This is a genomic window from Gemmatimonadaceae bacterium, from assembly GCA_019752115.1.
In the GTDB taxonomy this organism is placed as follows: domain Bacteria; phylum Gemmatimonadota; class Gemmatimonadetes; order Gemmatimonadales; family Gemmatimonadaceae; genus Gemmatimonas.
Genome location: JAIEMN010000045.1, coordinates 73,550 through 93,948, shown reverse-complemented (window position 1 = coordinate 93,948; position 20,399 = coordinate 73,550). Strand labels below are relative to the sequence as shown.

Annotated in this window: 17 protein-coding genes; 2 read left to right on the top strand and 15 right to left on the bottom strand. The window is 66.4% G+C overall.

Translation table 11 applies throughout. The features are described 5' to 3' along the window. The first annotated feature begins 161 nt into the window (after positions 1 to 161). Complete coding sequence (locus K2R93_18355; GenBank protein MBY0491808.1) at positions 162 to 1,148, top strand: serine/threonine protein kinase; 987 nt, start codon at positions 162 to 164, stop codon at positions 1,146 to 1,148. Positions 1,149 to 1,167: 19 nt separating this feature from the next. Here the strand turns inward: K2R93_18355 and K2R93_18350 are convergent, their stop codons facing one another. Together K2R93_18350 and K2R93_18345 are read right to left on the bottom strand one after the other, a co-directional pair. Further along, the gene (locus K2R93_18350; GenBank protein ID MBY0491807.1) at positions 1,168 to 1,716 is read right to left on the bottom strand and encodes a hypothetical protein; all 549 of its coding nucleotides are present in this window, start codon (positions 1,714 to 1,716) and stop codon (positions 1,168 to 1,170) included. Positions 1,717 to 1,749: 33 nt separating this feature from the next. Then, entirely contained in the window at positions 1,750 to 3,393 is a 1,644-nt protein-coding gene (locus K2R93_18345; GenBank protein MBY0491806.1) for a hypothetical protein, read from the bottom strand. Between the two features lie 119 nt (positions 3,394 to 3,512). On the opposite strand from K2R93_18345, the gene K2R93_18340 reads away from it, so the two are divergent. Beyond that, on the top strand, positions 3,513 to 4,502 hold the full coding sequence (locus K2R93_18340; protein MBY0491805.1) for a DUF2383 domain-containing protein: 990 nt from the start codon (positions 3,513 to 3,515) through the stop codon (positions 4,500 to 4,502). On the opposite strand, the gene ubiA is transcribed toward K2R93_18340, so the two are convergent. From ubiA to K2R93_18275, 13 genes are all read right to left on the bottom strand, one after another. After that, entirely contained in the window at positions 4,499 to 5,410 is a 912-nt protein-coding gene (ubiA, locus tag K2R93_18335) for a putative 4-hydroxybenzoate polyprenyltransferase (GenBank protein MBY0491804.1), read from the bottom strand. The genes K2R93_18340 and ubiA overlap by 4 nt on opposite strands. Then, on the bottom strand, positions 5,407 to 7,173 hold the full coding sequence (locus K2R93_18330; protein ID MBY0491803.1) for a UbiD family decarboxylase: 1,767 nt from the start codon (positions 7,171 to 7,173) through the stop codon (positions 5,407 to 5,409). Before K2R93_18330 ends, ubiA begins: the two co-directional genes overlap by 4 nt. Next, a complete protein-coding gene (hypB, locus tag K2R93_18325) occupies positions 7,148 to 7,822 on the bottom strand; it encodes a hydrogenase nickel incorporation protein HypB (GenBank protein MBY0491802.1) in 675 nt (224 codons plus the stop codon). The genes K2R93_18330 and hypB overlap by 26 nt, the downstream gene beginning before the upstream one ends. Before the next feature lie 16 nt (positions 7,823 to 7,838). Beyond that, the gene (locus K2R93_18320) at positions 7,839 to 8,147 is read right to left on the bottom strand and encodes a hydrogenase maturation nickel metallochaperone HypA (GenBank protein ID MBY0491801.1); all 309 of its coding nucleotides are present in this window, start codon (positions 8,145 to 8,147) and stop codon (positions 7,839 to 7,841) included. Positions 8,148 to 8,166: 19 nt separating this feature from the next. Then, a complete protein-coding gene (locus tag K2R93_18315) occupies positions 8,167 to 8,748 on the bottom strand; it encodes a HyaD/HybD family hydrogenase maturation endopeptidase (protein ID MBY0491800.1) in 582 nt (193 codons plus the stop codon). A gap of 5 nt (positions 8,749 to 8,753) precedes the next feature. Continuing rightward, a complete protein-coding gene (cybH, locus tag K2R93_18310) occupies positions 8,754 to 9,548 on the bottom strand; it encodes a Ni/Fe-hydrogenase, b-type cytochrome subunit (GenBank protein MBY0491799.1) in 795 nt (264 codons plus the stop codon). A gap of 2 nt (positions 9,549 to 9,550) precedes the next feature. Further along, complete coding sequence (locus K2R93_18305) at positions 9,551 to 11,260, bottom strand: nickel-dependent hydrogenase large subunit (GenBank protein MBY0491798.1); 1,710 nt, start codon at positions 11,258 to 11,260, stop codon at positions 9,551 to 9,553. An 11-nt stretch (positions 11,261 to 11,271) separates the two neighbouring features. After that, positions 11,272 to 12,426: a hydrogenase small subunit gene (locus tag K2R93_18300; protein ID MBY0491797.1), complete on the bottom strand. Its 1,155-nt coding sequence runs from the start codon at positions 12,424 to 12,426 to the stop codon at positions 11,272 to 11,274. A gap of 337 nt (positions 12,427 to 12,763) precedes the next feature. Continuing rightward, positions 12,764 to 13,228: a hypothetical protein gene (locus tag K2R93_18295; protein ID MBY0491796.1), complete on the bottom strand. Its 465-nt coding sequence runs from the start codon at positions 13,226 to 13,228 to the stop codon at positions 12,764 to 12,766. A gap of 7 nt (positions 13,229 to 13,235) precedes the next feature. Beyond that, positions 13,236 to 14,801, bottom strand: coding sequence for a hypothetical protein (locus tag K2R93_18290; GenBank protein ID MBY0491795.1), 1,566 nt, complete (start codon positions 14,799 to 14,801; stop codon positions 13,236 to 13,238). After that, a complete protein-coding gene (locus K2R93_18285; protein ID MBY0491794.1) occupies positions 14,798 to 16,387 on the bottom strand; it encodes a hypothetical protein in 1,590 nt (529 codons plus the stop codon). The genes K2R93_18290 and K2R93_18285 overlap by 4 nt, the downstream gene beginning before the upstream one ends. Positions 16,388 to 16,391: 4 nt before the next feature. Further along, on the bottom strand, positions 16,392 to 18,449 hold the full coding sequence (locus tag K2R93_18280) for a hypothetical protein (GenBank protein ID MBY0491793.1): 2,058 nt from the start codon (positions 18,447 to 18,449) through the stop codon (positions 16,392 to 16,394). A gap of 171 nt (positions 18,450 to 18,620) precedes the next feature. Continuing rightward, positions 18,621 to 20,123, bottom strand: a complete 1,503-nt coding sequence (locus K2R93_18275; GenBank protein ID MBY0491792.1) for a cytochrome c family protein — start codon at positions 20,121 to 20,123, stop codon at positions 18,621 to 18,623. Between the last annotated feature and the right edge of the window lie 276 nt (positions 20,124 to 20,399).

The following is a 20,399-nucleotide window of genomic DNA, read 5'->3' as shown; positions in this document are numbered from 1 at the left end:
GATACGATCCGACCCGTGGTTCCGTGGGGCCGGCGACGGGGTTGCGGGGCGGATTCTCGGCCGGGCCGGCGATGGATGATCCCCACACGGCCCCGCCCGAATTGGCGCCGCAGGGCCGGAACCGGCTACAATTCTCGCGTCCCGCCCCTATCCCACACGTCATGCCCCGCAGCCACACCGCCGAACTCGGAACCGCCCTCGCTGGTCGCTACCTCGTCGAAGGACACGTCGGCAAGGGCGGCATGGCCACGGTGTACCAGGCGCGCGACCTGAAGCATGACCGCAACGTCGCCCTCAAGGTCCTGAACCCGGAGCTCGGCGCTGTACTGGGCGCCGAACGGTTCCTGACCGAGATCAAGGTCACGGCCACGCTGCAGCACCCCAACCTGCTCACGCTCATCGACAGCGGCGAAGCGAACGGGTTGCTGTACTACGTCATGCCGCTGCTCGAGGGCGAAACGCTGCGCGCCCGCCTCAAGCGCGAGGGGCAGCTCTCGGTGGATGAAGCGGTGCGCATCGCGGTGGGGATCGGCAATGCGCTCGCCTACGCGCACGCGCGCGGCGTCATTCATCGCGATCTCAAGCCCGAGAACATCATCCTGCAGCACGGGCAGCCGATCGTCGTGGACTTCGGTATCGCGCTCGCACTCCGCAAAGCCGGTGGCACGCGGCTCACACAGACGGGCATGTCGATCGGCACGCCGCAGTACATGAGCCCCGAGCAGGCCGCCGGCGAACGCGAGATCGATGGCCGCGCCGATATCTACGCGCTCGGTACGCTGCTCTTCGAAATGCTCGCCGGTGAAGTGCCGCATGCCGGCCCCACCGCGCAGGCGGTGATCGCCAAGGTGATGACGACCGAAGCACGTGTCGTCACCACCGTGCGCCCGAGCGTGCCGAATCGCGTGGCCGAGGTCATCCGCAAGGCGCTGAGCCGCGCCCCCGAAGAGCGCTACGCTACGGCCGATGAATTCGTGCAGGCGCTCGAGCCGCGTGTCACCGGCGAAACGCTCGCCCCACTCACGACAACCATGCCCACGGCACCGGCGCCGGTCGCGCCGAGCGGGCACTCCACCGCCACGCTCGCCGGCGTCGCGGCGGCGGCGGCCGCCGCAGGCTTCGCGCTCGGCTGGATCCTCAAGCGCTGAACGCCCGCGGCACCGCGGGTCAGCGCCCGATCGCGACCTGCTTCATCGCCTCGGCGATGACGACATCCGGATCGTAGTTCACCAGGTAGCCGTAGCCGAACATCCGGTCGAGCGCCTTCCAGAAGTTGGCCATCCAGATCTGGCCGGCGACGTCCGTGCCGAGGTCGAGCTCGTCGTTCAGGAACTTCACCCAGCTCGCTTCCTTCCACGCCACGAAGCGGCGCACTTCGCGCTCGCCATTGGGCGGCGCCTGCGGCGGGGCGGGCGGCATCGGGTTGTCCTTCGCCTTGAGCAGCGTGTTCACCCCCGGGCCGGCGCAGATGATGTGGCCGTAGATGTTCTCGCCCTTGGCCATGTCGAAGAGCGTGGTGATGCACACCACGGCGCCTTCACTCACCACGCTGCAGTCGGTGGGGAACACCACGCGCACGAGATTGTTGTCGTGCAGCACCTTGAACAGCCGAGGCTCGCGCGAAACGGTGTAGCCGCCGCGCTCCACATACTTGCGCTCCCCGATGAACGGGCCACTCTCGAGAATCGCCTCGACAATCTGTTCACGTGCCCACATGGCTGCTCCGGTAAAGTTGGTCGATCAGAATCTCTAGTCGTTACTCGTCATCACGTTGCGGATGAGCACCAGCGCGCCACCGGCGGCCAGCGCGTACCCCACGACCACCATGCCGGGGAACCCGAAGATCGTGAAGCCCGAGTAGTTGACCCACATCGTCCCCGACACGATCAGGGCGGCAACGAGGAGCCCCACCGTGATGCGGTTCGCGATGCGGTCGATGCCGCGAATGAACCGGTCGGTCTCGGCGATGCGGATGCGCACCGGGATCCCGTCTTCCGACTGGTCCAAGAGCCGCTGCAGCTTCGACGGCAGCTGCCGCCGGAGTGCATCGAGATCTGCCACCGTGCTCAGCATCGCGCGAGCGGAGAATCCCTGACGCAGATGCTCCCCGAAGATGTCGTTGGCATACCGTTGCACCGCCTCGTTCGGGTCGAACTGCGGGTCCAATGTCATGCCCACATGCTCGAGGTTCATCAGCGTCTTCCCGAACAGGGCAAACTCGGGGGGCATGCGCAGCCCCGCATCCGCTGCCGCCCGCCCCAGCACGAAAAAGAGCATGCCGCCCTTCACGCTGGCGGCCGGGGTGGCCGAGTAGTTGGCCACGACATCCCGGATCAACCGCCGGAACTTCCGCTCCTCGAAGAACTCGGTCAGCTCGCCCACCTCGATCGACACATCGGCGACCACATCGCCCTTCCCTTCGGCGAGGGCCACCAGCAGGCGCAGCAGCCGGTCGCGGAACATGTCGGGGACCATGGCGACCATGCCCACGTCGAGGAGCGCGAGGCGCCCATCGGGCATGAGGAGCACATTCCCGGGGTGCGGATCGGCGTGGTAGAAGCCGTCCACCAGGATCTGTTTGAGATAGGCGCGGAAGAGATCCTGGGCGAGCTGCGCGCCGTTCATCGCGACGAGCTCATCCAGCGGGATCTCAGTCACCTTCCGCCCGTCCATCCACTCCATCGTGAGCACGCGCGAGCGCGTGTGCGACATGATGGGGTGCGGGACGACCAGACTGGGATACTCGCGCAGGTTGGTGCCCAGCCGGTCCAGGAACACCGCCTCGGCGCGATAGTCGAGCTCGCGCCCGACGACGCGGCGGAACTCCTCCACCGCCGAGAGCAAGTCGAAGCGGTACGCCGTTTCGCTCACGCGCTGGGCAAACCGCAGCAGCTTCTGCATCGCCGCGATATCGCCCTTGATCCGTTCACGGATCCCCGGGCGCAGCACCTTCACCGCCACCTTGCGCCCGTCAGGGAGCGCGGCGCGGTGCACCTGACCCAGGCTCGCCGCCGCGACCGGGACTTCTTCGAACCACTGATACGCTTCGCTCAGCGGGCACCCCAGCTCCCGCTCCACCGTGGCGCGCACCTCGGCGAAGGGAAACGGGGCCACCTGGTCCTGCAGCCGCTCGAGTGCGGCGAGATAGACGGGCGGCAACAGGTCGGCGCGCGTGGAGAGCAGCTGACCGAACTTCACGAACGTGGGCCCGAGACGCTCGAGCTCGTGCGCGAGTGCTTCAGCCCGCGCTTCCTCGTCGCGCGATGGTGGCTCGTCGGGGAAGTCACGGCTGAGCAGGTCGGTGGCCTGCGCATGCGCCAACAGGTCGCGGCGTCCGTGTCGCAACGCCAGCTGCACCAGCTGCGCATATCGTGACCAGTGCCCGCCGCTCATGTTCTCACCTCGAGGTGCGATTCAGCCGACGGCCGTGATGTCGTCGGTGTTCTCCGTATGGCCCTGCGCCGCGCGTCTCCCAATATTTCGCCCAGACCACCGTGAGGGGAGAGGAACGTATGCCGAATTCGTGGCGCGCCGATGGCGCAACGCTGATTGCCGATCTGAACGACCTGATCCAGCTCGATCGTGACGCCGTCGAGACCTACACGGTCGCGATCAACAGCGTGCAGGATGCCGCCGTTCGGGAAGCGCTCGCCGGCTTCCGCACCGAACACCAGCGGCGCGCCGAAACGCTCGCCGAGGTGGTCCGCGGCCGCGGTGCGATGGCCATCGAGCTGCCCCACATCACCGGCCCCTTCAAGATTGCCGTGCAGGCGATGGGTGGCGCCATCGGCTTGGCCACGCGCAAGGATGCCACCGTACTGCTCTCGCTGCGCGTGGTGGAAGGGCAAGTGCGGGAGAAGTACACGCGCTTTGCCAGCAAGACGTGGCCGGCTGACGTGGCGCCCATCGTGCAGCGCGCCGCCGAAGAAGAGGCGCGGCACTATGCGTGGATCTCCGAGCAACTGCGCGCCGCGGGCTTTGGCGAACAGTCGCTCGCCGGGTCGGTGAGCGCGGCCGCCGAGGCGCTGCATACGTTTGTGGCGAACCCCCTCGAAGCCGCGGCACGCAAGGTCATGGCGTTCGTGGAGCAGAATCGCCCCGACATGGTCCGCACGCGAAGCACGACGCACGCCACCATCGTGGAAGCGTTCCGCAACGCGCTGCAGTCGCTCGAAGCCGATGGCACGGTGGACTGGATGGTGTCGCTCTTTGCCGGCACCGCGACGCTGAGCAGCCCGCGTGCGGCCACGCCGGAGCAGGGCGCCGACGGCGCGCGTCGCTTCTGGGATGCGTATCGCCACGCCTTCCCCACTGTGACCACGAGCATTGATAGCGTGACCGAGGCGCCCGGTGTGGCCACGCTGCAGTGGACGAGCCACGGGCTCGTCGATGGCCACGATGTGACATGGAAGGGGATCACGGTTCTCGAGCACGCGAATAATCGCATCACGCGCCTGCTCCAGCTGTATGATGTGTCGCAGCTGGCTCCCGCCATGGCCTAAGCCAGCCGGTCGATCAGCGCACTCACGAAGACGGTGGCCGACAGAATCGCGTTCCACTGAAAGAACGCGGGCCCCACCTTCGACACATCATCGTGCCGCACGAGGCGGTGCTCCCACGCGAGGAGCACCGCGGCGACGGTGACCCCACCGAAATACCAGGAGCCAAAGCCCGCTCCCCAGCCGAAGACGGCGAGGAGCGGAATAGTCGCCCCATGCAGCAGGCGCGCGAGGCGGAGGGCGTTGCGTTTCCCGAGCCGCGTGACGGTGCTGTGTAACTGGTGCGCCCTGTCAAACTCCTCGTCGGGGAGCGCGTGGAAGATGTCGAACCCCGCCACCCACGCGGTCACCGCGAGGCCGATGGTGCAGAGCACCCACCAGGGGGTACTCCACGCACCAACGATGGCCAGGTACGCGCCCACGGGCGCGATCGCGAGGCTGAGGCCGAGCCAGAGCTGCGTGAAGTCGAACCAGCGCTTGGCCAGGCTGTAGCCCATGATCCAGACGAGGGCGAGAGGGCTCAACGCCAAGCAGAGCGGATTGATCTCCCAGGCGCTCCAGAAGAAGAGCACTGCCGCCACGGCGATCGACGTCCAGGCCTGCCGCACCGACAGCGCGCCCCGTGCCAGTTCGCGCCTGGCATTGCGTGGGTTGGCGCGATCGAAGCGGAGATCGGCCACCATGTTGAAGGCCAGCGCCGCCCAGCGCGCGGAGGTGAATGCCAGCACCACGAGCCCCACCAACCGCGGCGTCACCGGCGCGTGCCACGACGCCGCCACCACACCGACCAGCGCAAAGGGCAGTGCAAAGAGCGTGTGCGGAAACTTGACGAGATTCAGAAACCGCACGACGACATGCTCGCCGGCAATCACCTGCCCGTCCATCGGGACTCGCGGGTGGGGCGCGCTCACAAACCGTATTCCTGCCAGCGGCGATCGACGAGATCGATGATTGGCTGCGGCATCGTCACCGGCAGCGGATATCCCTCCTTCATGGTGGCGTCGATGCCGATGCGGCCATCGTATACCGGCTTGGCGCCGATGAATGTCTGTGACCCGAAGATCATGTCGCGCGCCGGATCGAAGCGATTGAAGACGCCCCAGAGCAGACTGGAGTCGTCGTCGAGCATCACGTCATCGCTCACCGCCGCAATGAAGCGGATCTTCCCGAGCGGCTCCCAGCGAATGAGCTTCTCCAGCACGTCACGCGGATCGCGCTGCACGACCACGACCAGGAAGCCTTCGTACAGGCGATGATCGGTGATGCGCGCGTCGCAGCCGCGCGGGTCAGCGATGGCGCGCGGCGGCGGCTCGGTCTCGATGACGGGGCCGGTGGCATCGAAGATCACCTTGCTGCCGACATGCATGATGTAGCTCGTGTAGTCGAGCGTATCGAGCGGCGCGATCGGCATCATGAGCATCTTCTCGCGCGGCTCGAAGCGGTGCCACAGCTCGCGGAAGAGGGCGCGGAAGTCGCGGCAGTCGATGTCCTCCAGCACCATCACCATGACCTTGGTGAGCGCCATCTGCCCGGTGCCATTCAACCCGATGGCGATCTTGAGCACTTCGGTGGGATGCCGCTCCACCATGCTCACCCCCACCAGGTTGTGGAAGCTCGCCGCGTCATAGGCGTACAGGTCGCGCACACTCGGCTGGATGAGCTTGACCAGGGGCCCGATCATCTCGCCGGCGGCGATCCCCACGAACTTGTCTTCCTGCGGCGGCTTCCCCACCACCGTGCCAGGATAGATCGCGTGCTGCTTGCGCGTGACCGCCGTGGCGTGGAACACCGGGAAGTCGGCCGCTTCGGAGTAGTGGCCGTAGTGGTCACCGAACGGCCCCTCGCTGCGCCGCTCATGCGCGCCCACGTAGCCTTCCACGATGAACTCGGCGTTGGCCGGCACCATCATGTGCATGGTCTTGGCCTGCACCATGGGCGTGGGCGTGCCACGCACCCACCCCACGAACGCCAGCTCATCGTAGCCTTCGGGGAGCGGGAGAATGGCCGCCAGCATGGTGAGCGGATCACCGCCGAGCACGATCGCCGTTTCGAGCGGGATGTTCATCCGCTCGGCTTCGAAGTGATGCGCGCGGCCGCCCTTGAGTGACTGCCAGTGCACACCGGTGGTCGTGTCGTCGTAGATCTGGCAGCGATAGAGGCCGATGTTGCGGCGCCCGTTCCGCGGGTCCTGCGTGAGCATCGGGCCCCAGGTGATGAACGGGCCCCCGTCGCGCGGCCAGCCGGTGAGGTGCGGCATGCGCGTCAGCCGCGGCGCTTCCACTACTTCCTGCACTCGCGCGCTCCGGACCTGCTTCACGCGCAGGTTGCGCCCGCGCCAGAGGAGGTCGCGGTTGTTCCAGAAGGCGTCGAGCGAGGGCGGATTGAGCCGCTCGATGAGGCCAATGAGCGCTTCACCCAGCGCGCGCGGCTCGATGCCCATCCCGAGCACGAGCCGGTCCATCGTGCCGTAAATGTTCGTCGCGAGCGGAAAGTCGGCGCCCTTCACGCGCTCGAAGAGCAGCGCCGGGCCACCCTGCCGAATCACGCGTTGCGTGATTTCGGAGACTTCGAGATAGGGATCGACTTCGCAGCGAATGCGGTGGAGCTCCCCCCGGCGCTCGAGCGCCTGGAGGAAGCTCGCCAGATCATCAAACGGAAGCGGGGAGGTCTGCAAAGTGAGCGTCGCCCTGTCGGGCCCGTGCGGCGTTGGCGGCTGCCTCGAGATAGGCATACCAGTCGGTCATCCCTTCGCCGGAGTCCGCTGAGACGCGCAGAATGCGAGCGTTCGGGCTGACCTTCCGCACATTCGCTTCCAGCTTCGCAATGTCAAGCTTGAGATACGGCAACAGGTCCACTTTCGTGAGCAGCACCAGCTCCGCCTGTGCGAACGCCTTCGGATACTTGAGGGGCTTGTCCTCGCCCTCGGTCACCGAGCAGAGCGTAATGCGATGCCGCTCCCCCAGATCCCAGCTCGCCGGGCACACCAGATTGCCGACGTTCTCCAGAATCAGCAGATCGAGGTCCGAAATATCCACCGCCTCGAGGGCATCGGTGACCTGCAGGGCATCCAGATGGCAGCCGCCGTTCGTCACGACGGCCTGCACCAGCTGATCCGTGTGCGACGCCAGGCGGTCGGCGTCGTTCTCCGTCTGCACGTCGCCGGTCACGATGGCCATGCGCATCCGTGCGCCGATGTCATCGAGGGTGCGCTCGAGCAGCGTCGTCTTTCCGGCGCCCGGGGACGAGACGAGGTTGAACGCGGCGACGCCGGCGGCGTCAAGGCGACCGCGCACCACGTTCGCCAGTTCATCGTTGCGGGCCATGACCCGCTCGCGGACTTCAATGCGCCGAACTGCCATCGTTCGCCTCGTGCGGTTGCGCGCCCACTGCGGCGCCCGTTCGTTCGTCGTCCAACTCCAGATAGCCCACGCGCAAATTGCCGCCGGCCACCGACGTCACCGTCACGGTGGCGCCGGCAAACGGCGGCTGGCCCAACAACGCGTCCAGGCAGAATTGCAGGTTGGCCATCTCGATCCCCGCGTCTTCGCCCACCTCCAGATTCACCGTGATGATCTGGGGGAGCTGCGGCGCGGGGATCGTCGTTTCCAACACTCGGGCGATCTCGAGGGCCAGACTCAGTTCATGCATGATGCCCCCGAGCCTCCCGTTACGCCGACATGAGAACGTCGGCGATCCCGCCGGTCACCATCGCCGACCGCGCGCGTGCCGCCGCGTCGGCTTCCGCCGGGTCCCGCCGCCGTACCGTGTGGCCCCACGCTTCGAGCTGGGCTACGGCCGCCTGCACCACGTCATCCACGCGCGCCGCCACACTGGCCGACAGCGCGACGCGGGTGATCGTGGTTTCCGGCTGCACGCCCAGGGCGACGGCGTCTTCGGGGAACGTCCCCCGCAGCCGCGTCATGGCCAGCACTTCGCGCAGATCCAGCTGGTGCGGCGAGATCATGTTTGCGAGCGTGGCCGGAATCGCCTCGCCCTCGAGCCGGATCACCGTGCCCGGCGCCTCGCCCTTGTCGATGGCATCGAGGAAGAGCACGCGCGCCGAGTCTTCGATCATGGGCATCAGCTGCATGCCCCAGGTGCCACCGTCGTGAATCGAGATGGCATCATCGAGCTCGTACTGGTCCCGCAGCCGCTCCAGCGCGACGAGCCCGAGGGCGTCGTCGGCGAGGAGCGGGTTGCCCAGACCCAGGATGGCGGTACCGGTTCCGCGTGGTCCGAATGACAGCATGTCCGTCAGCCCTCAGCGTCTTCAAAGTCTTCGTGAATCGGCACGAATTTGCCGCCGCTGATGATCTGCGAGATCCCGCCGCCTCGTTCGATCACGTCGGCGCGCATCGCGAGATACACGTGGGCCGGTGTAAAGATCAGGAAGAACCATGTGGCCACATGATGCACGAGGCGCACGTTCTGCAGGCCACCCAGGAACGTCGTGATCGGATAGAACACGCCGTACATCCAGCCGTTCGGATGCGTGGTGGTGTAGAGCGCAAAGCCCGTGAGTACCATGAGGGCGGCCGCGAGATACACCGTGGTATAGCTCACCTGCGCCATCGGGTTGTGGCCGATGTACTCAGGCATGTGCTTCGGCGGCATGAACAGGTAGAACCGCGCCTGCTTCACGAGGTTCTTGAGGTCACGCGGCCGCACCGGGAAGAGCGCCGGGAAGCGCTCGAACCGGTTGCCCGCCACCAGCCAGTACAGGCGCACGATCCCGGTCACCGTGAGGAGCATGCCGGCCAGGAAGTGACCGAGCCGCATGTATTGTGTTCCGAACGTGCTGGTGCTCTGCGCACTGCCCATGAAGTACGGGCGGCCAATCCAGAAGCCGGTGATCACCAGCGTCACGATGCTCACCGCCGCCGCCCAGTGCATCATGCGGAGCGGCAACTGCCACAGGTAGATCCACTCGTACTCACCTTGACCCGGTGGCACCGGATGCTGAAGCAACCGGCCGATGGGCGCATCTGGGGCGACCGGCGGTTCGAGCGTCCGGTGCGGCCCCGCATGGGGTTGAATGGTCGGCGCCATGGTTATTGCACCTTGACCTGAGTGATCTCGCGGCCGGTGGCGTCGAGCACGTGCACGCCGCAGGCGAGGCACGGATCGAACGAGTGAATGGTGCGCAGGATCTCGATCGGACGTTCCGGATCGGCCAGCGGATGGTTGTCCACGAGTGCCGCTTCGTACGGCCCCATCACGCCGTCCTTGTCACGCGGCGAGCAGTTCCACGTGCTCGGCACGACGGCCTGATAGTTTTCGATCTTGCCGTCCTTGATGTTGACCCAGTGGCCCAGCGCGCCACGCGGTGCCTCGAGATAGCCGAAGCCCTTGGCTTCCTTCGGCCACGTGCTCGGGTCCCACTTCTCGCCGTTGTGCGTGGTGGTGTCGCCACCCTTTACGCGGGTCACGAGATCGTCATACCACTCGCGCATCAGCTTGGCGTACAGTAGCGACTCCATGCCGCGCGCCGCGGTCCGGCCGAGCGTCGAGAAGAGCGCCTCGGGGCCCACATTGAGCGCCTTGAGCGTCGTGTCTACAATGGCCTTGATGTCCTTCTGGCCGGCGGCGTAGCCCACGAGCATGCGCGCGAGCGGGCCGACTTCCATGGGCTTGCCGTTGTAGCGCGGCGACTTCATGAACGAGTACTTCTTCTCATCTTGCAGGTATTCATAGGGCGCCTTCGGGCCGGTGTAGCTTGCCTTCGTTTCGCCATCCCACGGGTGCAACGCAGAATCGTTGCCGCCGCTGTACTCGTACCACGAGCTGTGGATCTGCTCGGTGACACCGGCCTGATCGAACGGCACCAGTTTCGACAGGTCCTTGTTCATCACGACGCCCTTCGGGAAGTAGAAGTCGTCGCCGTTCGGGGTCTTCGGGAGGTCGCCGTAGCAGAGATAGTTGCCGGTGCCGCCACCGATCGCCGCCCAGTCTTTGTAGAAGCCGGCGATGGCCACCAGATCGGGCCAGTACACCTTCTCCACGAATTCCTGCGCGCGCTTGATGAGCGCGTTCACATCGGTCAGCTTGTCGGCGTTGATCGTGGCGCGCGCTTCCAGATTGATCGGCGACGCCATGCCGCCCACGATGAAGTTCGGGTGCGGATTCTTGCCACCGAACACCGCGTGGAGTGCCACCACATCGCGCTGCCAGTCGAGCGCCTCGAGGTAGTGCGACACCGCAATGAGGTTCACTTCGGGCGGAAGCTTGTAGGCCGGATGGCCCCAGTAGCCGTTCGTGAAGATGCCCAGCTGGCCACTCTGCACGAAGCCGGCGACGCGATCCTGCACCGCTTTGAAGCGCACCGCATTGTTGTTCGGCCAATCGGACATGCCCTTCGCGATCTTCTCGGCGGCCACCGCATCCGCCTTGAGCGCGCTCACCACATCCACCCAGTCGAGCGCGTGGAGATGGTAGAAGTGCACGACGTGGTCGTGGATGTACTGCATGCCCAGCATCAGGTTGCGAATCAGATGCGCCTGCGCCGGGATCTTGATGTCGAGCGCGTTCTCGACCGAGCGGAGCGACGCGACCGCGTGCACGACCGTGCACACGCCGCAGATACGCTGCGCAAAGGCCCAGGCGTCGCGCGGATCACGGCCCTTGAGCACGAGCTCAAGCCCGCGGAACTGCGTCGCACTGGCCCACGCGTTGTTGATCTTGCCGTTCTCCGCCTGCACTTCGATGCGAAGATGGCCTTCGATACGGGTGATCGGGTCGACCACCAACTTGGTTACCGCCATGGTTCAGATCCTCAGTTGGAAGTCGGAGAGTTGCCGCCCTGACCGGACCCACCATGCTGCGGGTGCACGGGGAGCTGCTTCTTGCCCATGCGCGACGCGGTCGTCGCGGCGGCGTGGAGGGCGATGCCGCCCACGGCGGCCGCGGTCATGACGCCACCTACGATGTCGGCCGTGCGTTCCACCGGAATGCCCGCGGTGTTCGGCAGGCGATTGTAGAACGGCGTCATCGTGTCCCAGAAGTGCGGTTCGGTGCAGCCAATGCACGGATGCCCGGCGCCGATGGGCCAGCTCTCCTTGTTGTTCCACATGAAAATCGGGCACGGCGAGAACGTCTCGGGGCCCTTGCAGCCGACGTGATAGAGGCAGTAGCCGTTGCGCGCCGCTTCATCGTCGAACTTCTCCACGAACTGGCCGGCGTCGTAGTTGGCGCGACGCGGGCACTGATCGTGAATCTTCGCGCCGTAGGCGAACTTGGGCCGCCCTTCGCGATCGAGTTCGGGGATCTTCCCGAAGGTGAGCACATGCACGAGCGTTGCCGTGATCACATCGGCGATCGGCGGGCAGCCGGCGATGTTCACGACCGGCTTGTCGGTGATGATGTCGCGCACGCCCACCGCGCCGGTGGGATTCGGCTTCGCGGCCTGCACATTGCCCCAGTGCGCGCAGGCGCCCACGGCGACAATGGCGGCGGCGCCAGCGGCCGCTTCCTTGAGATGATCTTCGGCCGTGCGACCGGCGATCGTGGTGTAGATCCCGCCTTCATTGCGCGGGATCGACCCGGTGACGACGAGGATGTACTTGCCCTTGTTGGCTTCCATCGAATCCTTGAGCGCCTTCTCGGCGGCAAAGCCGGCGGCGGCCATCAGGTTCTCCTGGAAGTCGAGCGAGATCGTGTCAAGCAGCAGGTCACCGATCGAGGGCGTCGACGAGCGGAGGATCGACTCGACGCAGCCGGTGCATTCCTGGAGCGACAGCCACACCACGGGCGGGCGTTTGATGGAGGCCAACGCCTTCGCAATCTTCGGGGTCATCGCCGAGGCGAGCCCGAGCATCACCGCCATTTCCGCGCAGAACTTCAGAAAATCCCGCCGTGGCACCCCGGTCTGTTCGAGGTATTCGACGAGGGACTCGTCTTTGCGCCAGGGCAGTTGGGTGGGATTGTACATCAGGCCTCCTACGGGGGTAGGGGCGGCCGCTTTTCTAAGGGGCGGCCGGAGCCGGGGAGTGGGGAACTGCTGGGAGGAGTGTCAGCACCGGAGGGGATGGTCCGCTTGTGTGTGACAGTGCAAGGTTGGGTTCGGACGCACGGTCGCCTATGGGGGAATGCGGCAGGCGGGTGTCCGAGATTGCCCGACGGGTGGGTAGGAACGGTGGAAGCCAAACGCGTATACATGAGGCGTATACGTGAGGCGTATACGAAAGGCGTATACGTGTTCGGGAACCGCGGTGAGCCGCTCGTCCCGAACATGTATACGCCGTTGGTATACGCTGTTCGTATACGCCCTAAGGTTTCCCCACCGGTCCCCCATCCTTCCCCGTAGCCGGGTGCCCCGCCGGCATAACCGGCCCCGCATGCGGCGGCATCGCGGCGTCGGCAACTTCCTTGTGGGCGGGGAGCACGGACGAGTCGGCGGTGAGGCGCCGTACGACGACCATCGCGCTGTCGGCGAGTGCGACGTTGTTGGCTTCCTTCGCCGCCATGTAGAGGCCGAACCAGGGCGCGGGGTGATCGGGGGCGCCGGCGGTGGCGGCACGGTATTGGGCAATGGCGCGCGGATAATCGTCGGCACGCATCGCGCTGTTGCCTGAGTTGAGCGCGGCCATGACGGCCAGCGGCAGCTTGGGCGACGACGCCCCTGACGAACCGCCCGCGCCAAGCGGCAGCGTGTTCGGTGTGTCAGGGCCCGCACAGGCGCCAAGGAAAGCGAGCGCAGTCAGGCTCGCGGCAGTACGCAGGGTGATGGTCATCGTGTCCTCACCGTCCCAGAGGATCTTTCAGGTGACACCGCAGGCACGTGAGTCGATTGGCCTTCCACGCCTTCTCCGCGTTGAAGCCCGGGCCGTGCGGGTTGATGTTGCGTCCCAGATTCGAATGGCACTGCATGCAGTCGCGCTGCTGGTGGCAGCTGGTGCAGTTCTGGAGCTCCTGCCGCGCGGCCTGGCCATGCTGGATGATCCAGATCTGCGCGCCGTTGTGATATCCGCCGCCGACCTTGCCCTTGGAGGTCATTCCCAGCTGCATGTGACAGCTGCGGCAGAACACTTCGCGGCTGTGGCACTGCGCGCAGTCCGTCTCGCGACCGTAGGCTTCAGGGGCATGGCGCGCCGCGAAGTTGGCCGGATGGAAGCGCCGCGTGCTCTCGCCCGCGTGGCACTGCGCGCAGTAGCGCTTGGTGTGGCACCCTTCGCAGCTTGGGCGATCGGTGGCCGCCTGCACACCGTGCGTGCGGGCAAAGCCCACCGGATGCACCTGCGCCTGCTTCGGGAGCGTCCCCTTCACGCTGTCGGGGCGCATCGGCGTGAGCATCGCAAAGCGGCTCGCGACCATCGCCGGCGCCGTGGCCGCGCCGCCGGAGACGGTCTTCCATGGCAACGACGTCGCGTTGAGCCGCACCCCGCTCGCCCCGCCTGCTTCGGGCACCGGCATGTCCGTCACCGTGCGGCCACCGAGCGGGCCGGTGTGGCACGCCTGGCAGCTGCTGCGGGCATGACACGTCGCGCAGGACGCGCCGCTCGCTTGCGCCAGCCCACCATGCGCCGCCAGGAAGTCGCCCTTGGTGTGCGACGCCGGCGTGACATAGCGCGACGGCTTGTCGCGCGTGAGACTCGCCACGCGTGCATCGGCGGCCAGCTGGTAGCGATTCGCCACCGCGCTCGCATTCACATGGCACGTCGCGCACGTCTCCTTGGCATGACACACCGCGCACTGTGCCGGTGAGGCCTTCGCGGCGTTCGCGTGCGCCGTCGCGAACCCCTTGGCGTCATGCGACGCCGGCTCGGGGAACGCCGCGATGCGCGCCACCGTGAGCCCCGTGGCCTGCGGGAGCGACACGTGACAGGTACTGCAGCGGTTGTCCGCCGCCAGGTGCGTACTGACCTTGTGCGAGTGACAGCTGATGCACTGCTCGGGCTTGGCTCGCTCGACATGCATCCATTTGCCACCGGTGCTCGCATGGCAGGTGCTGCACGTTGTGCCCTCAGTGGCCGCCACATCGTTGTGCGCGTTGTGGTCGAACTTGAGATTGCTCGCCGTGCGGACCGGCGCCCGCCAGGCGACCTTCTTCTGATCGCGGGCATTGTGGCACTCACCGCAGAGCGCGGTGTCCGGGAACATCCTTGCCTTCTCGCCCGTGGTCATACCGGCGTGGCAGCCGGCGCACTGCGGGAAGAGCTTCTCGTGCTTGGCGTGCGGGAACTTCTCCGGCTGCCCCTGCGCGTCGAGCGGAGAAGCCACGGCCAGCGCCAGCAGGGCCGCAAAGCCGAAAAGCGACCAGACCTTTCTGAGCGTGGTGATCATGGGCGTGATCATGGTCGCGATCATGGCTGACGCTCCGGCGCCGACGACGAGGCGGCCGGCAGCGTGCGCGTCGTCATGCCGCCAAAGCGCGCCAGCTCCTGCGATCCGCGCTCACGGGCCGCCATCTTGCGCGCCGCGGCACTCAGCCCGCGCACGCCCGGATCGCCACCCACCGTCCACTCGAGCCGCATCGTGGCGCGCCGCTGCGTCCAGTCCGTACTCGGCAGCGCGTTCTTCGCCATCTGCCGATACGCCGTGGCTGAGGCATTGAGCCGCAGGTCGGGCGCGATCTGCCAGCCGGCGTCGCCGCCAAAGCCGACCACGCGGCCCGTCCCGACGCGGAACTCATAAATGCTCTGGAAGGCCGTCGCGTTGGCGCCCACGTACACCGTACCACGCGTGTAGTGCAGGCCAAGATCGCCTTCGGTACGCGACGCGCCGGCGCCAATGTCGGCGCTGTAGCTGCCGTTCATATGCCACGCTGGTGCAAACCGCCACCCGGCCGCGCCACCGGCGCGCCAGCCATCGCGGCGCAGCGGGGCGAAGCTCAATCCGGCATCGGTATCCTGCCACCGGCGCCGCGCCCCATGCACATCCGCCGAGAACGCGCCGCTCGGGCTGATCCACCCGAGCTGTGCCCGCCCTTCATCAAAGCCCACCGGCGAGAACGCGCCCCAGATCGTCCACAGTTCGAAGAAGGGCCGATAGCGGCGCGCTTCCACCGAGAAGGTCGTGCGCTTGACCGACGGCGCGCGCAGGCGGAGCCGAAGCTCGTTGGTCGTGCCCATGGCGAGATCCTGCTGCCACGCCCCTTCCACGCTGCCGCCCTTCACCCGCCAGCTGCCGTCCATCGCGAGCCGTTCGGAATAGAGCGCCGAGCGATTGTCGCGCAGTTCGCGCTGATAGACGGTGTGAAAGGCCGTGCTGGCCGTGGGGCGCGCCCGGAGCTGGGCCCCCAGCAGGTACGCGTTGCGATCGGGGGGCAGTTCGTCGAGCGTCGCCAGTTCGCTGGTGGTGAGCGATTCATTCACCCCCTGCACCAGGCTGTACCCGGCGTAACCGTCCAGCGTGACTTTGCGCATTGGGCGCCACGTGAGCGACGCGCCGTCAAAGTTGTACACGCCCAGTCCGGTACCCGTGTACTGCCGACCGGCGCGCACGGTATAGGTGGGGCGATCGAACTGCAGATACGCCGTGAGCGCATCGAAGCGATCGTTGGCGCGCGGCCAGAGCTGCGCGTTGGCACCGGCCGCCTCGCGGATGCGCACGCTGCCGTGCACACTGAGTCCGCGGCCGAGGCCCCACGCGCTGATGTCGAGATCCTGGATCATCGGCACCGCGCTGGTGATTGCGCCGCTGCGATAGTACTTGCAGTAGGCGTCGCCTTCGCCGCACGCCACGGTGAGCCCATTGCTCAGCAGGCGCAGGGCAAAGAGCCCCGGCGTGGTCTGCGCGAAGGGCACCGAGTCCGGCACCATCGCCCGCAGTTCGATGAAATTCGCCGTCGTGGTCCCGCGCACGAGGACGCCTTGGGCATCCACGACATGCAGCGGGAGGACCGCCAGCGCCGTCAGCGCGGCGGCGATCCTGGGGAGTGGAAGCGCACGCATGGGATCACCGCGATCCGCGTGCGGTGGGCGTCCACGTCACCGCGTGGCACTCGGCGCACTCGCGCTTGGGTTTGTGCGTCTGCTGCTCCGTGTGGCACACGAGGCAGGTCGTGCGCGACGGCGGCAGCGCGAGCACGGCGGCATTGCTGTGGCAGCCGGCACCGGCGCATCCGTCATGCGAGGCGCGCTGATGCAGCGTCTTGGCCGGCGTGTGGCAGCTCGCGCACGCGCGGTCGGGCTCGTGATGCTCGGTGTGACACGACAGGCAATCCTTCGTGACACCCAACAGAATGCCGTTCGTATGGCACCCTTTGCAGTCGAGATCGCGGTGCTTCACGTGGTTGAAGGTGAGCGTACGGCTCTTGGCCGCCGTGTTGGCGCTGGTGCGCATGCTCACCGTCTTCGTGATGGCCTTGTCGAGGGTCTTCTTCACCACATGGCAGCCTTCGCACGCGGTGGGGCGTTCGGCGGCATGATGGCAGCTCGCGCAATCGGTCTTGGTTTTCACCAGGAGCGTGCCGTTGCTGCTGCTGTGGCACCCGCTGCAGGCGAGCACCTTGTGCGTCTTGTGCGAGAATGTGGGTGAATCCTTGGGCTTGCCGAGCGTCGCGGCCGGCTTCTGCGTGGCCGGGGGCTGCGCCGTGGCCGGCTCCTGCCAGCGTACCTGGCGCAGCGCTACGGCGCGTCGAGCGGCTTGAAGACGCACCCGATGGGCGAGGCCCACATGCCGCGCCGCGCGACCGCGGCGCACCGGCGTGTCCACGCGATGCGCGATCGGGCGCAGAAGTGCATGCGCCGCGTTGTCGGCACCGGCCCCATCGTCATTGGCCGCCGATTTCTTCTGGTTGGCCGTAGTCGGCTTGGCGTCGTTGTTCTGGATGTTCTTGTGGCAGTCGATGCACTGCGTGCCGATCGGCTTCCACGTGTGCGCCTGGTGGCACTGCCCGCATTCGGGCGAGCTGTGCTTGCCACTCTTGGCGTGGAATGCGTTCTTGGTGGCGATGTCGGCGTGGCACCCAGCCTGCGCGCAGCTCTGGTACGCCATCTTGGGCACCGTCTGCGTGTGCGGGTTGTGGCACGTGCCGCAAACGCCCTTGTGGCCCCGGTCGTCGTCGACGTTGAAGCCCTTGAGTTTGTCCTGCATCTTGTGGCAGCCGAAGCAGCTCTTCGGGCCACCCGTGGGCTTGAGATACTGCCGCGTCGAATCGATCGAAATGTTTTCGGGGATGACGCGCGTAAAGGTGTGACACCCGGTGCAGTGCTGCGACGTCTGCCCGGCCATCGAGCCGAGGACGATCTTGGTGTCCTTCGGCTGGTGGCACCCGCTCTGGCCGCACGTCTTGTCGACGGGCTTGAAGCGGTGCACTTCCTGACCGTGGCACGTCACGCACGCGACTTCCTTGAGCGCGCTCGAGTCACTCTCCAGGTGGAGCCGGTGACCGGCGGTGCGAATGATGCGCTTCCAGCCGCTGTCGGCGCGGCTCTGCACATGGCATTCCGAGCAGATCTTCGTGGGGACTTTCGCGTGCTCCGGAATCTCGCTCGGGCGCTCGGCGATCCAGAAGTAGAGCTGCTTGGCGTTGGCCACCATGCTCTGCCGATGGCACTGGTGGCACTCGAGTTTGCGATGCTCCGACTTCTGAAACGCCGTCCACGCATCACCCATGACGTGGCAGCTCATGCAGAAGTCGTTGTTGTGCTCCATGTAGTGGTTGCCGGCGTATGCCGCGCTGGCACCACCCAGGACCATGAAGCTCCCCATCGCGAGGAGTCCCATCTTGTAGCCATTCGAGCGCGTGTTGAACCACGCCATGATGGCATCGCGATTCTTCCAGACCAGGAACAGCACGACGGCGCCAACGAGCGCGCCGACGGCCGCGAGGCTCGCTTGCGCCCAGGCCGGCAGGTTGAACCCGAACTGCAGCATCTGGCCGATGAAGCCCGGAACCGGGTTCTTCACGACGAGTTCGGGATTCACGCCCCCATGTGCGGACGCCGCCCCGTTCGCCGCAGAGTCGGCGAGGGTGGCGGCCTGGGTGAGGAGTCCGTGCGGGAGTCCCATCGGGATTCCGGCGGAGAGTCCGGGGCTGACGCCTGCTGTTTGCATACCGTTCTCGGGGGTGATTACTCCAGTGCGCCGGGCGGGCCCGACACGGCCCTTCCCGACGCACCGTCGTGTCCTGCACCTACCGTGGTCGGTGCGGCTCATCACCGCACCGACCGTCGCTACGAGTTACTGCTTGAGGAACGTGTTGCTGAGATCGAGCCCCGCCGTCACCGCGACGCCGTAATCCTTCTTCAGCTGCGCGATGCTCGACGTGAGCAGCGCTTCGACGAGGTACGGGTTGTGGATGACCGCGGCGGTGGCCGCGCCGGTGGTGGCGTTATAGACCGAGCCGGAGTTGAAGGCCGCGCCTTCCGCCGTCGTGATCTTGTTGTCGGTCGTGCTGAACTCGGTCGGCTTCTGGGCCTTCACGAGGGCCACGAGGCGATTCACTTCGATGGCGAGCGTCTTGACGCGATTCTCGGCGATCGCTTCCGCGCTGGCCGCGGCTGTCTGGCTGCCGTGGCAGCCACTGGCGACGCACGTCTTGAAGGAACGGGTCGAACCGGAAGCACAGTCCGCGCCGGCGGCCGGCTGCGCCGTGGTCGGGGCACCGTTCGCATTCACGCAGGGCGTCGGGAGGAAGCGGTGACCGGTGACATTCGTCTGGAAGTTGCCCGTTGCGTCGGTGACGGTCCACTTGGCCACGTGGCACCCGGCGCAGAGACGCGGATTCGCGCTCGAGCCGTGCGTCGTCGTGATCTTGGTGACCCCAGCCGGCAGTTCCATGCCCGGCGGCACCCAGCCGAATTCACCCGTGAGCAGCGCGCCTTCCGGCGAGTGGGCCGCACGTGACGACGTCGGGTCGGGGACACTGCGACGGTTGTGGCACTTCATGCACAGGTTCAGTTCGGTGTTGTTCACCGAGATCGAGAACCGGAGCTGGCCGGAGTTGTTCTTGGCATGCGGGTCGTGGCAGATCGCGCACGTGATCGTGAGCGTATCGCCCGGGCCCTTCGCCTTTTCCTTGTAGTTCGTGCGCTGGGCCACACCCCAGTTCGCCAACGCGCCCTGGCCCGTGTGGCAACCCTGGCAGTACGAGGAGTCCGCCCGCGCGCCCCACGCCCCGCCCTTGGACAGCGCAAGCGTGCCGTGGCCGGAGAGCTTCCACTCGTCAAAGAACGGGTAGTGCGTTCCGTTGTGGCAGGCACCGCAGCCGTTCGAGAAGCCACTCGACGCCTTGAGCGACACGAGCGGGACGTTGGCCTTGGTGGGGTTCGTGATGTGCGTCGTGCCGGCACCATGGCACGATTCGCACTGCACGTCCTGATAGCGCGCGTCCTTCGTGGTATTCCAGCCGGTCAGGGTATCGGCGGCGCCGTTGCCCTTGTTGTTGACCGAGTGGCACGCCTCGCAATAGCCCTTCTTGCCGGCGTTCGCCTGCAAGGTGGCCCACGCGCCAGCGTGTTTCGTTTCCTTCCACTCCCCCAGCACCTCAACGTGGCAGGCGCCGCAGGTCGGCGTCTTGCTCGTCGTGGACTGGTACCCGATGAACCCTGCCGCCGTGGCGGCTGGCGTCTCGAACAGCGGTTTGTCCCGATAAACGATCTTGTCGTCGGCACATCCACTGAGCGCCGCGGCCATCAGCAGGGCGGCGGACAGTCCGCCCAGTGTTGCCTTTAGCGTGCGCATGGTAACCCTCACATCAGCGTTGAAAGAATCGTGTCCCTCTTCCCTCGGTGCTGATATGACGCTTCGGCGCCAGTCGTACTATCAGGGAAACCCCGTACAAGTACGTCAAGATTCCCGTGAATTACGTAGTACTACGGTACAGGGCTCATTAGGAATGTCGGGTCGCATTGACACACTAGTACCGATCGGTCCTAACAAAGAACGCAACGGCTCGCACAGGGTGCACGGAGAGCCACAGAGCACACAGGGGGCGCGCCCGAGACATCTCGATGCGCG